This window comes from Pseudoalteromonas sp. BZK2, from assembly GCF_014349195.1.
Taxonomy (GTDB): domain Bacteria; phylum Pseudomonadota; class Gammaproteobacteria; order Enterobacterales; family Alteromonadaceae; genus Pseudoalteromonas; species Pseudoalteromonas simplex.
In genome coordinates this window covers 46,492-59,652 of sequence record NZ_JACSOG010000016.1, presented here as the reverse complement: position 1 = coordinate 59,652, position 13,161 = coordinate 46,492, and the positions used below count along the sequence as shown (strand labels likewise).

Annotated in this window: 12 protein-coding genes; 8 read left to right on the top strand and 4 right to left on the bottom strand. The window is 41.5% G+C overall.

Translation table 11 applies throughout. The features are described from left to right. Positions 1 to 51: 51 nt before the first annotated feature. The 3 genes from BIZ38_RS11760 (at position 52) to icd (ending at position 6,402) form a co-directional block, all read left to right on the top strand. Positions 52 to 2,316: a TonB-dependent receptor gene (locus BIZ38_RS11760; protein WP_187490333.1), complete on the top strand. Its 2,265-nt coding sequence runs from the start codon at positions 52 to 54 to the stop codon at positions 2,314 to 2,316. A 37-nt stretch (positions 2,317 to 2,353) separates the two neighbouring features. Continuing rightward, positions 2,354 to 5,035 (top strand): 7TM diverse intracellular signaling domain-containing protein, encoded by a 2,682-nt coding sequence (locus BIZ38_RS11755; RefSeq protein ID WP_187490332.1) that lies wholly within the window; start codon positions 2,354 to 2,356, stop codon positions 5,033 to 5,035. A 92-nt stretch (positions 5,036 to 5,127) separates the two neighbouring features. Beyond that, positions 5,128 to 6,402, top strand: a complete 1,275-nt coding sequence (gene icd / locus BIZ38_RS11750; protein ID WP_187490351.1) for an NADP-dependent isocitrate dehydrogenase — start codon at positions 5,128 to 5,130, stop codon at positions 6,400 to 6,402. On the opposite strand, the gene BIZ38_RS11745 is transcribed toward icd, so the two are convergent. Both BIZ38_RS11745 and BIZ38_RS11740 read right to left on the bottom strand, forming a co-directional pair. Continuing rightward, complete coding sequence (locus tag BIZ38_RS11745) at positions 6,399 to 6,842, bottom strand: hypothetical protein (protein ID WP_138602318.1); 444 nt, start codon at positions 6,840 to 6,842, stop codon at positions 6,399 to 6,401. The genes icd and BIZ38_RS11745 overlap by 4 nt on opposite strands. A gap of 111 nt (positions 6,843 to 6,953) precedes the next feature. Next, the gene (locus BIZ38_RS11740) at positions 6,954 to 7,901 is read right to left on the bottom strand and encodes a LysR family transcriptional regulator (RefSeq protein ID WP_055021137.1); all 948 of its coding nucleotides are present in this window, start codon (positions 7,899 to 7,901) and stop codon (positions 6,954 to 6,956) included. A gap of 105 nt (positions 7,902 to 8,006) precedes the next feature. Here BIZ38_RS11740 and aceK point away from each other — a divergent pair, with 105 nt between their 5' ends. Genes aceK through BIZ38_RS11720 form a run of 4 tightly spaced genes read left to right on the top strand, consistent with a single transcriptional unit; the run spans position 8,007 to position 11,565 of the window. After that, the gene (aceK, locus tag BIZ38_RS11735) at positions 8,007 to 9,836 is read left to right on the top strand and encodes a bifunctional isocitrate dehydrogenase kinase/phosphatase (RefSeq protein ID WP_187490331.1); all 1,830 of its coding nucleotides are present in this window, start codon (positions 8,007 to 8,009) and stop codon (positions 9,834 to 9,836) included. Between the two features lie 51 nt (positions 9,837 to 9,887). Further along, positions 9,888 to 10,280 (top strand): hypothetical protein, encoded by a 393-nt coding sequence (locus BIZ38_RS11730; RefSeq protein ID WP_187490330.1) that lies wholly within the window; start codon positions 9,888 to 9,890, stop codon positions 10,278 to 10,280. An 8-nt stretch (positions 10,281 to 10,288) separates the two neighbouring features. Continuing rightward, entirely contained in the window at positions 10,289 to 11,251 is a 963-nt protein-coding gene (locus tag BIZ38_RS11725; protein ID WP_187490329.1) for a zinc-binding dehydrogenase, read from the top strand. 53 nt (positions 11,252 to 11,304) lie between these two features. Further along, positions 11,305 to 11,565: a DUF2999 family protein gene (locus BIZ38_RS11720; protein WP_054552937.1), complete on the top strand. Its 261-nt coding sequence runs from the start codon at positions 11,305 to 11,307 to the stop codon at positions 11,563 to 11,565. A 56-nt stretch (positions 11,566 to 11,621) separates the two neighbouring features. On the opposite strand, the gene BIZ38_RS11715 is transcribed toward BIZ38_RS11720, so the two are convergent. Further along, positions 11,622 to 11,828, bottom strand: coding sequence for a helix-turn-helix transcriptional regulator (locus tag BIZ38_RS11715; RefSeq protein WP_054552938.1), 207 nt, complete (start codon positions 11,826 to 11,828; stop codon positions 11,622 to 11,624). Further along, positions 11,829 to 12,287: a hypothetical protein gene (locus tag BIZ38_RS11710; protein WP_187490328.1), complete on the bottom strand. Its 459-nt coding sequence runs from the start codon at positions 12,285 to 12,287 to the stop codon at positions 11,829 to 11,831. Between the two features lie 186 nt (positions 12,288 to 12,473). Between BIZ38_RS11710 and lepB the strand changes: the two genes are divergently transcribed. Next, entirely contained in the window at positions 12,474 to 13,133 is a 660-nt protein-coding gene (lepB, locus tag BIZ38_RS11705; protein ID WP_187490327.1) for a signal peptidase I, read from the top strand. Positions 13,134 to 13,161: the final 28 nt, after the last annotated feature.

The window sequence follows — 13,161 nt, the reverse complement described above, 5'->3', positions numbered from 1 at the left end:
ACTAAATTACAACAATTTAACAAGTTTCCCTCTTTTAAGGTCTAAAAGCCAATGAAGCGACCCTTTCTGAATGATCCTAAATTTATGATGATGTCGAGCACCTGCTTGGCAGCATGTGTAATGGCAAGCGCTTTTGCACAAGGAGCTGAGACTGAAAAAGACATGGAAGTTATTAGCGTTTATGCACAAAAGCGTCCGCAAGCAATTGAAGATGTGAGTGTAGCGGTAAGCCAAGTGGATGGCGAAATTTTAAAAGCTCAGCATTTTAAAGATTCAACTGAAATTGGCTTGTTTGCGCCAAATGTTAAAATCACCCAAAACGCCGCAGAAGGGACGCCTCCCGCTGTGAGTATCCGTGGGGTGGGGTTACTTGATTACAATACGGCGAATACCTCACCTGTTGCTATGTATCTTGATGGCGTTGCGGTGGGGTCTGCTAATAATCAAATTGTTAACTTGTACGATATTGAACAGCTCGATATTTTACGCGGCCCGCAGGGTACCTTGTTTGGTCGTAATTCTACCGGTGGTGCAATTCTTATACGCTCAAATCGCCCTGAGTTTGATAGCTATGGCTCGTTGACATTAGGCGTTGCCAACAATAATGCCACCAGCGTTGATGGTATGTGGAACCAGCAACTATCAGGTTCCAGTGCATTACGAATTGCGGTTAACTATCAAGACTACGAATACTCAACAAAAAACACTTATGCAGACTCGCCAACAGCAGGCATGGAGCAAAAAAATGCCCGTGTGTCTTTTTTGTCTGAGTGGGATGAGGTTGATCTTTACCTGCAAGCGCATATTGAAGATTGGGATGGTATTGCCCAGCCAGTTGGTAGTATTGGTATTGTCGCAAACCCTTTAACGGGTGAGCTGTGTTCACCAGCAGATGCGGGCTCAACACGCTGTTTTGATAACTTTGGTTTTAATGATGGCAGTGATGACTTCTTTGCGGTGAGCGTCAATAACGACTCACCTCATAAATCCGATGGCTACGGTTTTATTGCTGAACTGAATTGGCATTTAAACGAGCAAAGTACATTTACTTCACTGTCGAGCTTTAACGATTTAGAAAGAAGCCACGCTTTTAACTGCGATGGCTCCCCAGCTCGTTTGTGCGAAGGGGTATTAGGGTTAGATACCCAACTATTCAGCCAAGAATTCAGGTTATTAAACGAACTTGCTGATTACACACTCACCAGTGGTATTTATTTTGCCGATGAGACAATTGAGCAAGATAATTTAAATGATATTTTGCGTGATTTCCGGGGTGTTTTACCGACAAATTTAACCGCGACCTTTATCTACGATAACGAAATCAAGATGCAAAATTTGGCTGTATTTAGCCAAATTGAAGTGCCTGTCGCAGATAAATGGATGATTACAGCCGGTCTTAGATATGACTATGAGTCACTTGAGTATGACTCAATCGCCACCTTAAATGCGGTGGTTGATGTAAACGACTTAGATGGGGTACTGGTACCATTTTATCGTGTTACCGATGAGCAATCGGATAACGGTTTTACCGGGCAATTTGCCGTTAATTATCGCTATTCAGATACAAGCAATCTTTATTATCGTTTTGCTAATGGTAGTAAAAGTGGTGGCTACAATGGCGGCTTTTTGTCATCCGAAGAACAAGCAATCTTGGCAAACTATGGAAAAGAGCGCTTAAATGCCCATGAAATTGGCTTAAAGTCGTTCTGGCCTGGGAAGCAACTTAGAATGAATTGGGCGGCGTTTTATTATGATTATAACGACCAACAAGTGTTTATGAACCAAGCGTCAGAAACACCGCAAATGCCCCCAGTGCAATTACTTGAAAATGTGGCTGATTCAACTATTTACGGCCTTGAAACTGAAATTAATTACCAAGCAACTAAACAACTAGCCATGCTACTTTCAGTAGGCTATATCCCTCATGCTGAATTTGAAGAATACGTTGATCCACTTGGTAATAGTATTACCGATAACCAACTACCATTTACTTCTAAATGGAATGTATCAGCGGGGTTAAAATACGACACCAGCTTGGCGTCGTATCCGTTATCGGCCAACATTATTTACGATTATCAGTCTGAGTTTTATTTTGACCAGAACATGAACCCATATGCCCGCCAAGACGGTTTTAGCATTGTTAATGCGCATCTAAAATACGATGTTGAAAATTGGTCATTTACTTTATGGGGCAAAAATTTATTTGATACTGAATACAGTCAGTTAAAGTTCGATTTAAGCTCGTTCCTAGGCATGCTTGAAGACTTTAAAGGGGAAGGGCGTCGCTATGGCTTTGATGTTTCACTGCAATTCTAGTCGTTGCCATCTCCACACTGGTACAGGGGTTTTGTGAATGCGGTTTAAGCTGTATTTTAGTACTCTGCTGTTTTTGTTGTTATTAAGTGTTTCGGCTAATGCACAAGAGACGTTTGTCTACACCGATGCTGTGGCTGATCAAAATCTTCATGATGTCGGTGATGTGTTTACGGCGAACGATAATATGTTCCCGCAATCGGTGGCTGAAATTGATACTTGGCGAGCCAGCAAAAAGCCACAATCTCGAATAAGCTCGGTTGGTGGTAGTTATTGGTTAATTGTTGAAATTGAAAATCGAAGTGATATCGAAGATCTAGTGCTCTATCCGTATAACACCTTGGTTTCAAAAATAGAAAGCCGCATTTACGATATCACTGATCCAACAGCCCCCATACAGCACTTTGTAACGGGTGGTAAAGAGCCAAATCAGTTTGCATTCCACTATGGTAATCGTTTGTCTCTTGAGAAAGGCAAGCGCTATACGCTAATTACCTATTTTGAAAGTGACTACTTTTATACCCCTGCAAAGCTAGTATTAACGCCATACCAAGATTATTTTCAGAATATAACCGTTGAAAATATGGTCATGATGCTCTGCTTTGGGGTGGGTATTGCGCTTGGCTTATATAACTTATTAATTTATTTGGTTTCCCGTGATGTGACACATCTTTACTATGCATTATTTACTGCATCTTGGGTGTTTGCTTGGAGCCACTTTTTCCATATTTCGGATCAGCTATTTGGTTACTATAATCCTCACCTTCATTGGCTTGGCTTTGCGCTCACGCCATTAACCAATATTCTGTTTTACAACAACTTGCTTAAACTCAAAGAGGCATTTCCAAAACTGGCGCAATTATCATTGATGGTGGGTGTGATCGCGACCTTGGGTATACCGTTTTGTATTTTATGGCCAAGCTTTGGTTTTTATTGGTCAACGTTAGTGACGGGCGTTGCTTTATGTTTAGGCTTATACATAGGTATTCGCTGTATGCTTATTGGCTTTAAGCCAGCGCGATATTTTGTGCTTGCTTACATAGCCATGATGCTACCGAATATGGTAGGTAATTTAACTAATTTAGGCTTGCTGCCAGCAACCTCCATTAATTTATATTTATTGGGTTTGATAGGCACCGCTATGGACGCTATGTTGCTGGCGTTTGCTGTGGCCGATAAGTTTAGACTGCTTCACGATGACAACGTAGAGCTCAACAAAAATCTAGAAGAAAAAGTCCATTTAAGAACGTTGGAGCTTGAAGAACTCGCCTCAGAGCTTCGCGATGCAAATGAGGCTAAAAGCCGTTTCTTAGCGAATATCAGTCATGAAATTCGCACCCCAATGACGTCAATCATTGGTTATGCAGATGGCATTATGCTCGGGGATATTAAGCCCCATGAGCGCAACCATGGAATTGGGGTTATTTTGCAAAATAGTCGTCATGTTCTTGGATTAATTAACGATATCCTCGATATGTCGAAGATTGAAGCTAACAAGCTCGAAATTGATTTAGTCGAAACAGACTTGTTTGCCACGATTGCCAATATAGAGTCGCTCATTGGCAAGCAAATTCGCGATAAGGGCTTAAAGTTCAGTGTCGATTATCAGTTCCCATTACCAGACTACTTGATTACCGATCCGAGTCGATTAAGGCAAATCTTATTAAACTTAACAACCAATGCCCTTAAGTTCACGCAAGTGGGGCGTATAACCTTAACTGTGAGCTGTCACAACGATAAGTTGTCAATTAGTGTAAAAGATACTGGCATTGGTATGACTGAAAAAGAGCAGCAGTTGTTATTTAGTGCTTTTTATCAAGCTGATTCGAGTATTTCTAGGCAGTATGGTGGCACGGGTCTTGGTCTTAATATTTCAAAGAGCCTTGCGCAGAAATTGGATGGGGATATCAGCGTTAAAAGTAATGTCGGCTCTGGCAGTGAGTTTATTTTCACTATGTCGGTGTACACCACAGACAACACTCGTTGGCTCAATGATATGAGCGAAGTGAAACTTGTTGAAACCTCACCGTTTAGTAAGCTTGATGCACCAGAGAATTTAAAGGGCAGGGTATTACTTGCCGAAGACCACCCAGACAACCGACGTTTAATTGCGCGAATACTAGAGCGTATGGGGCTGACAGTGACCACTGTTGAAAATGGTAAAGACGCAGTACAAGCAACCCTCGAAGACAGCTTTGACCTTATTTTGCTCGATATTCAAATGCCGATTATGGACGGCCAAGAAGCTTTAAAAATGATGCAAGCAACCGGAGTAAGCGTGCCTATCATTGCGCTAACAGCGAATACTATGAAGCATGAAGTGACGCGCTATATGAAGCAGGGCTTTAATGATTTGATTGCTAAACCAATCGATAGAAATGCCTTTAGTCATAAAATTGCCAGTTATTTAGAATGCGATGAGTTAGCAGATATAAAGTTGCCTGAAAAAGAGTTTCAGGCATTAAAAAATGATTATATAAAAGGGTTAGAGACACAGTACAAAGAAATGCTAGAACAATATAAAAAAATGGATTTAGAAGGGTTCAGCAAAAATGTGCATATGCTCAAAGGTGCAGCTAATATGTTTGAGTGTGAAATGCTGTATGTAAAAGCAGTGGCTGTCGATACGGCCTTAAAAGAGGATACTGTAACCTTGGATACCCAGTTAATTGGCTCATTATTTAATGCGATGGAAAATGAATTTACCAAGGTAACTCATTGATTGTTTGAATAGCGGCTATTTATTTGTAAGCACAGACAAATTAGCTATTTCTTGATATTAATATTGTTAAAACTCTTTGCTGAGAAGGCATGATGCAGTATCAACATATTTCAGTCCCCTCGAACGGCGCGCAAATTACGATTGATAGTAAGGGCCAATGGCATATTCCTGATAACCCGGTTATTGCTTATATTGAAGGCGATGGTGTGGGTCAAGATATTAGCCCGGTGATGCGAGATATTGTCGATGCTGCGGTGAGTCATGCTTATCAAGGTGATAAACAAATACATTGGATGGAAGTGTTCAATGGCGAAAAAGCGGCAGCATTATACGACGGCGACTGGTTCCCGCAAGAAACCCTGCATGCCGTTAGACAGTATAAAATTGCCATAAAAGGGCCGTTAACAACCCCCCTTGGCGGAGGCTTTCGCTCATTAAATGTGGCTCTTCGTCATGAGATGGATTTATTCGTTAACATGCGGCCTATTCGCAGTTATCCGCATTTACCATCGCCATTAAAAGAGCCTGAAAAAACCCAAATCACAGTAATACGCGACAGCTCAGAAGACGTTTACTCGGGCATTGAGTGGCAGGCTGGCAGTATTGACAACGAACGTATGCTTGATTTCTTATGCCAAGAAATGGGTGTCACCCGACTTCGTTTTGATAACCAATGTGGCATTGGTATTAAAAATAGCTCGAAAGAGGCGGCAGAGCGACTAATGCGTTACGCCCTTAACTTTGCCCTTAAAGAGCACAGTGAATCACTGACGGTGGTGCACAAAGGCAATGTACTTAAATTTACCGATGGAGCCTTTAAACGTTGGGCATTTGCCCTAGCAGAGCAAGAGTTCAACGCTGAAGCGCATGAAAATGGTCGTTGGTTGGTGATCAAACGAGACGAACAAGATGATTTAATCATTAAAGAAGTGATTGCTGATAATATGCTTCAACAAGCACTGCTCACCCCAGAGCAATTTGATGTGGTGGTAACAACCAATCAAAACGGCGATTACTTAGCTGATATGCTAACCGCACAAGTTGGTGGGGTAGGTATTATGCCTGCGGCAAACTTAAATAATGAAGTGGCCTTTTTTGAACCGACTCATGGTACATTTAATCGCATCGCCGGGGAAGACAGTGCAAATCCAACAAGCAGTATTTTAAGCGCGGTCATGATGCTACGTTTGATGGGTTGGCACGAAGCGGCGAATAAAATAGAGAAAGCCCTAGAAGAGACGCTTACAGCAAATGAAATGACGTTTGATTTGGCTAACTTAGTAGCCGATGCGACGATGCTTAGTTGCAGTGATTTTGCAACAAGCATCATCGCGCGAATAAGTAACTCAAATAATGAACCATATTAAGCGGCATTGGCGCTTTTAACTGCGTAGACACATGGTTTACCTGTTAACTGTGCTGCACGTTGATAAATGTGCTCTGCACCTGGCTCATTGCTTGTCATGCCTGTTAATGTATCCATTAACGCAACCACTAAAATAGCTGGTACTTGGCAGCAGTATTCATCGAGCACCGCAGTTGTTGTTTGTGCATCAACATGGCAATGAGGGTGAGTACGTACTGTGCTATATGCTTTTAACAGTGTGTCTGCTTGTAAAACATCATCATCTTGATGTTTGGTTTTACGACATTGGCAACCAAACTCATCAACCATGGTTGCCAGTGTTTGGTAAATTTCTTCGCAAGCTAAATCGCTTTTTTTACAAAGCTGCTGCTCGATGAATGAGTGTAATTGACCATTGATGTAAAGGCCGTCCTGTTGAGTGAATTGCGCTGAAGTTTCCATAATCATTTTCTCTTTGTTTATGTGCTTAACTTCACTCTAGCCCTTCACTCATTATTAATGAAATTGTTGTTTTCAATAACTGATATTGATTTTATCAATATTATGCTGATTTTAGCGATCAGCCACAGTACTGGCAAAGGCGAGTAGCTCTCTACGCAGCCACTGATGCGGGTTTGCGTGATGTAGCAAAGGGCTCCATAACATTTTTACTTCAATAGGAACTATTTGAAATGGCACTGGACTTATTACCAAATCAGTGTGTTTTGCAAGCAACATGGCTTGGCGGCGGGGCAATGTGGCTATGAGTTGAGGTGATTGGCAAAGGAGGCTCGCAACCATGTAATGGCGGGTGAATACGCGAATATTGCGGGTTTGTTCTAATTGCCATAATGCCTCATCGACCCAGCCGAGTTTTTGGCTGCCTGATTTATTTGTTACTGCGGCTTCTACGCCCCAACCAGCCCGATTTACCCAAATGTGTTCTTGTGCAAGGTAGCCTTCAAGGTTTTGCTGTTGTAAGTAAGGGTTGTCTGGGTGTGTTAAGCAGCAGTAATTGTCTCGCCACACACTGGCTTGGTGGAATGAGCGGGGCAGGCCGTTAAAGCGATTAATGGCAAGGTCGATGGTGCCTTTTTCCATATCTTGAAGGTTAACATCGCTTGGGCTCAAAATATCAAAATTAAGCCCCGGATTTTTTGCAAGCTGCTGAGTGATAAACGGCGCAATAAGCGTTGATTCAAGGTAGTCGTTTGCCATGATCCGAAACGTAATATTCGCGGTGCTCGGGTCGAATACCTCACTTGGCTGAGTAATTTCCTCAGCCATTTTTAACAGTGATTCTATCTCTGGTTTAAGACTGAGCGCTTTTGCCGTTGGCGTCATTGTGCCAGCGGCTCTCACTAATAATGGATCATCAAATAAATCACGCAAACGTTTAAGGGCATTACTCATTGCAGGTTGAGTCAAAGCTAGTTTATTGGCGGCTTTAGACACACTTTGTTCATCAATGAGTACATTTAAATACACTAATAGGTTGAGGTCGACGTGCCTAATATTCATTTGATCAATCTTATTTATTATCTTTATTAATTACCTAAATTAAAGCGCGCTTGCTATTGTGTGTAAACAAGGCGACTAAAATAATCAGCATAAGCGATAAAAATAATGCCACAGCAAAGTTCACATTTGGCTGTTAAATCACACAGCGAACAGTTAAATCAGGTCGTAGCGACTAAGCTTGCCCGTGCGGTGTATGCTGGCTTTGAGGCTATGTTTGCAGAGTTTTTAAATATAACTCTCGGCGCTCAAAGTCGCTTTGAGCAGCGCCAATGGCATCAAGTTCAAGGGGCTATGAAATCGCGATTGCAAGTTTACGAAGGGCAAGTCAAAAAGGTAAGCCAAGCGGTAAAAATTATTGCTTATAGCGAAGTAGACGACCCAGCGCTTTGGTTATTAGCCAAACAAATATACGCAGAAATGGTGCAAAGCCACGAAAACCAGCCCATTGCTCATACGTTTTTTAATTCAACCTTCGGCGCAATTTGGGACTCACGAAAAATCCGCAATGTGCACTTGTTTGTGCTAAAAGCGCGCTATCAACTGGGGCCAAGGCCCTTTGATTCACTGGTTAGTCGCATTTCCCTGCAAAATGGCTTTGAAAGTGCGATTAGTAGCTTGATCAAGCGCCATGTGTTTCGCTCGCAATACGCTGATTTTAATGATGATGTTGCCATGTTACAGCGCACCTTGATTGCTGGAGCAAAACAACAATGCCCACAAGTTTATGAGTTGCTTGCACTTAACGACGGTTATATTGAATACGCTAATTCATTGTTTTTCAGAAATAAAGCTTGCTACATCATAGGCCGCTGTATTGCTAAAAACGGCGATAACATGCCATTTGCGATTGCATTATTAAATAGTGAAAAAGGGTTGCACATTGATGCTGTGATGATGGGAGCTGATCAACTCAGCTTGTTGTTTGGCTTTGCGCGTACTTATTTTATGGTCGACACTGACCAACCCGCCCGTTACGTAGATTACCTCAGTGTTTTAATGCCTCATAAGCAACGCTTTGAGTTGTTTAATGCAATAGGCTTTATCAAACACGCGAAAACCGAGTTTTATCGTTACAAAGTTGATACCACCCGTAATAGCCCCGTTGACGATAAATACACACTTGCGCCGGGGACGCCGGGCATGGTGATGCTGGTATTTACCACCCCAGGCTCAGATTATGTCTACAAGGTAATAAAGGATAAATTTAGTGCGCCAAAAACGGCCACCAAACAACAAGTAATGGCCAAATACGACTTTGTGAAACAAGCCGACCGAGTAGGCCGGCTAGTCGATACCCATGAATTTCGTTATTTAGCGTTTGATTTAAGCCGATTTAGTGATGAGCTTATACAAATAATGCAGCAGCAAATTGGTGACAGCCTTGTGATTTCGGGTAATGCACTTATTTTGCGTCATGTGTATGTAGAGCGCAAAATGACGCCGCTTAATTTGTATATCAACGACTGTGATGAGCGAAAACTGCAGCAAGTAATGGTTGATTACGGTAAAGCAATAAAAGAGCTTGCGGGGGCTAATATTTTCCCCGGTGATATGCTGATGAAAAACTTTGGTGTAACCCGTTGGGGAAGAGTGGTGTTTTATGACTACGATGAGATTTGCCCAATGACAGAGTGTCAATTTAGAGAACTGCCAAAAACCGATGACTCATTAGATGAACTCAGTAGCGAAAGCTACTTTGATATCGCAGAAAACGACGTATTTCCGAGCCAGTTTAAAGTATTTTTTAGCGCTAATAAGCGAGCGTTTGATCACTTCAATGCTGCGCATCAAGATATTTTCACCGCCACAATGTGGCAGCAATTACAAACTGCGATAAACGATGGGCAATTGCTTGATGTTTATCCTTATAAGCAGTCTTGGCGCTTTTCTTCGATGAGAGCTCAAATGAAAAAATCTCAACCTATAACTGTTTAATAGGAACATAGTGTTAGCGTATGCTATTAAAAAATTGCTAAGGAACGCACTATGAAAAACACACTGTTATTATCGAGTTTATTTATTTCGTCTATGGTAAGCGCCAATCCGTTATTAGGTAGCTGGCAATTTGTTGAAGGCAAATATGCAACCAATGACGGCTATGTGACGGCAAAAGCGCCAGAAATAACCTCAGTTAAACTAATTACACCCAGTCATTTTAGCTATATCACCCAAAAGCAAGGCAACTTTCATTATGCTGGTGGCGGCAAATATGTTTTGCAAGACCAGCAATTTATCGAAACTTTCTCCTATGGTAATGTACCTTCACTACTTGGTAAGACCATGGAATTTGATTACAAAATAGAAGGTGACTTGTGGCACCACACCTTGTATGAAAATGGCAAATTAGTCGAAGCTGAGATCTGGCAACGAATTAAATAGAAGGTGATATGCGTTATATTAAGCACGAAGACTCACAGTTACATTTTGCGCAAACAGATAAACCAGCCCTAAAAGATAACGAAGTTCTTATTGCTGTTGCAGCAATCGGCGTTAATCGCGCAGATTGTTTACAGCGACAAGGTAAATATCCTGCGCCCAAAGGTGACAGTGAGATTCTAGGGTTAGAATGCGCCGGTGCCATTGTTGAGCAAGGTAGTGCAGTATCCGGTGACTGGCTTAATAAACGCGTTTTTGCCTTGTGTGCGGGCGGTGCTTACAGCGAGTATGTTGCCGTTGATGCTGCGCAAGTAATGCCGTTACCAGATGAAATGACAATGGCAGAGGGCGCTGCTATCAGTGAAGTATACTTAACGGCTTTTTCTGCCTTATTTCAATTTGGTCTGCTCAAAGCGGGGCAAACGGCACTGATCCATGCGGGAGCTAGTGGTGTCGGTGGGGCGGCAATTCAAATGGCAAAACGCGCGGGTGCTCAAGTGGTGATCACCGCAGGTAGTGATGAAAAGTGTGAGCATGCCAAACTGCTTGGTGCAGATCACACCATTAATTATAAAACCACTGATTTTGTAGAGTACTTCAAAGCCAATAATTTACAGGCCAATACCATTGTTGATCCTGTCTCAGGACGCTATTTAAATAAAAATGCTGCCGTTGCAGCAATGGATTGCCAAATTGTGATGTTAGCCTTTTTAGATGCGCGCTTTGCTGAGGTTGACTTTGCAAGGCTGCTTAGCAAACGTATTTCCTTTCATGCATCAACCTTGCGTAACCGTTCAATTGAATTTAAACGTGATTTAAAAGAGCAGTTTATTTCGCGTTTTTATGATGACTTGGCCAACGGGTTGTTCGATTGCAATATCTATAAAACCTTAAATTGGCAAGAAGCGAATGAGGCTCACCGTATTTTAGATAACAACGAAAACTCGGGAAAAGTGGTGATGTTAGTTGAATAACATCAATTTGCCCATATTATTGGTTTTATTAGTAGTTAAAAGTAAAGGTTAATATGAACCCTATTATTGCAATGCTCAAAGAGCACAATGTAAGTGACGAGAAAGTGCGTGAGCTGTTTCAAGCGTTTATGGAAAACCCAATGATGGCAATGGGTCTGGTCCAACAGTTAGGTATCCCACCAGAAAAGCTTCAACAATTGATGGCATTAGTGATGACACAGCCACACCTTATTAAAGAAGCGGCTAAATCAGTGGGTATCAGTGATGATGAAGTTGAGCAAGCCAAAGCGCAGTTCAAAAATCAGCAGTCATAAAATTAAATGATACGAATTTAAAAAAGGTTAGCTATTTGGCTAACCTTTTTTGTTTATTACTGATACGAAAACACGTCGTCTAGTTTCTTATCAAACAGTTGAGCAATCTTAAAAGCCACCTCAAGAGAGGGGGAGTATTTACCTTTTTCAATCGCTACTATGGTTTGCCTTGAAACTCCAACAGCCTCTGCCAATGCTTGCTGCGTCATTTCATTGTGATGAAATCGAAGTTCCCGAATGGTATTACTGAGCTGTTTTGTCATCTAGCTGTCTCTTCGATATAAATACGCTTTGCTGGCAATAGTAATAATTTCACTGACTAAAAAACCAATAATAAGGAAGTGCATAATATTATATAGATCTGAGACCTCAGGTAACAGCATGCGTCCAGATACGCGCTCAATTTGCGTCGCTAAAAATACACATATTAAGATAGTTGCAGAGCAAAACCAGTGACCAAGCTTGGTGCTTTTTAGGTCAATGAGCTTATCACGCTCATCATCCCCTAAGTCTGCTTCTTTGTGTTTAATACCAGCAAGTACAGATTGCATAATTATCTCTAGGATCACCGCAACTACGACAACCCTATACAAATAAGACACCATGGTCTCTTGGCTTAGAGCACCCGCGGCTTGTAGTGAATTAATACCTAACAGGTAATAGCTTAACAGGCCTATGGTTACCACCAAGGTGCCCCAAATTGTCATTTCTTTGTAGCTCATTTTCTTCCACCCTATGTAAAAAATATTTGACTTAGTGTTAAGTAAACTACTCATTACTTGCTGTGTCAAATATTTTTAACATCATGTATGGTATTTTTATCATTGACGCATTTCGTTACATTTAGTTAAGAACTAATTTGTACCGCTCAGACTCCTAATGACACAAACAATAAATAAGGAACGAATATGAACTGGCTTTTAAAGGTATGGAAAAATAACCGCTCATTGATTTTATTTATCTGCTTGATGAGTGTGTTTAGAAGTGCAGTGGCTGATTGGTATGAAGTGCCAACAGGTTCTATGAATCCGACCATCGTTGAAGGGGACCGTATTTTAACGGATAAAATGGCTTATGATCTGCGTGTACCATTTAGTCATATTTCGCTAATGCGTACTGATGAGCCAAAAGCCGGCGATATTATTGTATTTGATTCTAAGGCTGCAAATAACCGTTTGATAAAGCGTGTTATTGGCGTGCCGGGCGATACAGTGACTTTAGTCGATAATAAATTGATCATTAACGGTAAAGCACTTGATTACGCATTAACTGATGATAAGCAAGAGCAGCAAACACTCATTGAAAATCTTGCCGGTGTTCAGCACGCTATTCAGGTATCAAAAACGCCCTCGGTGATGCAGCATTTTGCACCTGTCGTTATTCCAAATGATATGTATCTAGCGATGGGCGATAATCGCGATCACAGTGCAGACTCGCGAGTGATTGGGCTAGTGCCTCGCAGTGAGTTATTAGGCAAAGCTAAAAGAGTCATAGTGTCACTTGATTATGATGATTATTACTTACCTCGAAAAGAGCGACTCTTGCATGATTTGTACTTAGCACCCTAGATAAAAATCGTACAAAATTGGTAATTTA

Bases quoted from the DNA above. Each gene is read 5' to 3' on its own strand.
- BIZ38_RS11710 (WP_187490328.1), bottom strand. From the start codon at position 12,287: ATGAGCTACAAAGAAATGACAATTTGGGGCACCTTGGTGGTAACCATA.
- BIZ38_RS11725 (WP_187490329.1), top strand. From the start codon at position 10,289: ATGCGTTATATTAAGCACGAAGACTCACAGTTACATTTTGCGCAAACA.
- BIZ38_RS11745 (WP_138602318.1), bottom strand. From the start codon at position 6,842: ATGGAAACTTCAGCGCAATTCACTCAACAGGACGGCCTTTACATCAAT.
- aceK (WP_187490331.1), top strand. From the start codon at position 8,007: ATGCCACAGCAAAGTTCACATTTGGCTGTTAAATCACACAGCGAACAG.
- BIZ38_RS11730 (WP_187490330.1), top strand. From the start codon at position 9,888: ATGAAAAACACACTGTTATTATCGAGTTTATTTATTTCGTCTATGGTA.
- BIZ38_RS11715 (WP_054552938.1), bottom strand. From the start codon at position 11,828: ATGACAAAACAGCTCAGTAATACCATTCGGGAACTTCGATTTCATCAC.
- icd (WP_187490351.1), top strand. From the start codon at position 5,128: ATGCAGTATCAACATATTTCAGTCCCCTCGAACGGCGCGCAAATTACG.
- lepB (WP_187490327.1), top strand. From the start codon at position 12,474: ATGAACTGGCTTTTAAAGGTATGGAAAAATAACCGCTCATTGATTTTA.
- BIZ38_RS11720 (WP_054552937.1), top strand. From the start codon at position 11,305: ATGAACCCTATTATTGCAATGCTCAAAGAGCACAATGTAAGTGACGAG.
- BIZ38_RS11740 (WP_055021137.1), bottom strand. From the start codon at position 7,901: ATGAATATTAGGCACGTCGACCTCAACCTATTAGTGTATTTAAATGTA.
- BIZ38_RS11755 (WP_187490332.1), top strand. From the start codon at position 2,354: ATGCGGTTTAAGCTGTATTTTAGTACTCTGCTGTTTTTGTTGTTATTA.
- BIZ38_RS11760 (WP_187490333.1), top strand. From the start codon at position 52: ATGAAGCGACCCTTTCTGAATGATCCTAAATTTATGATGATGTCGAGC.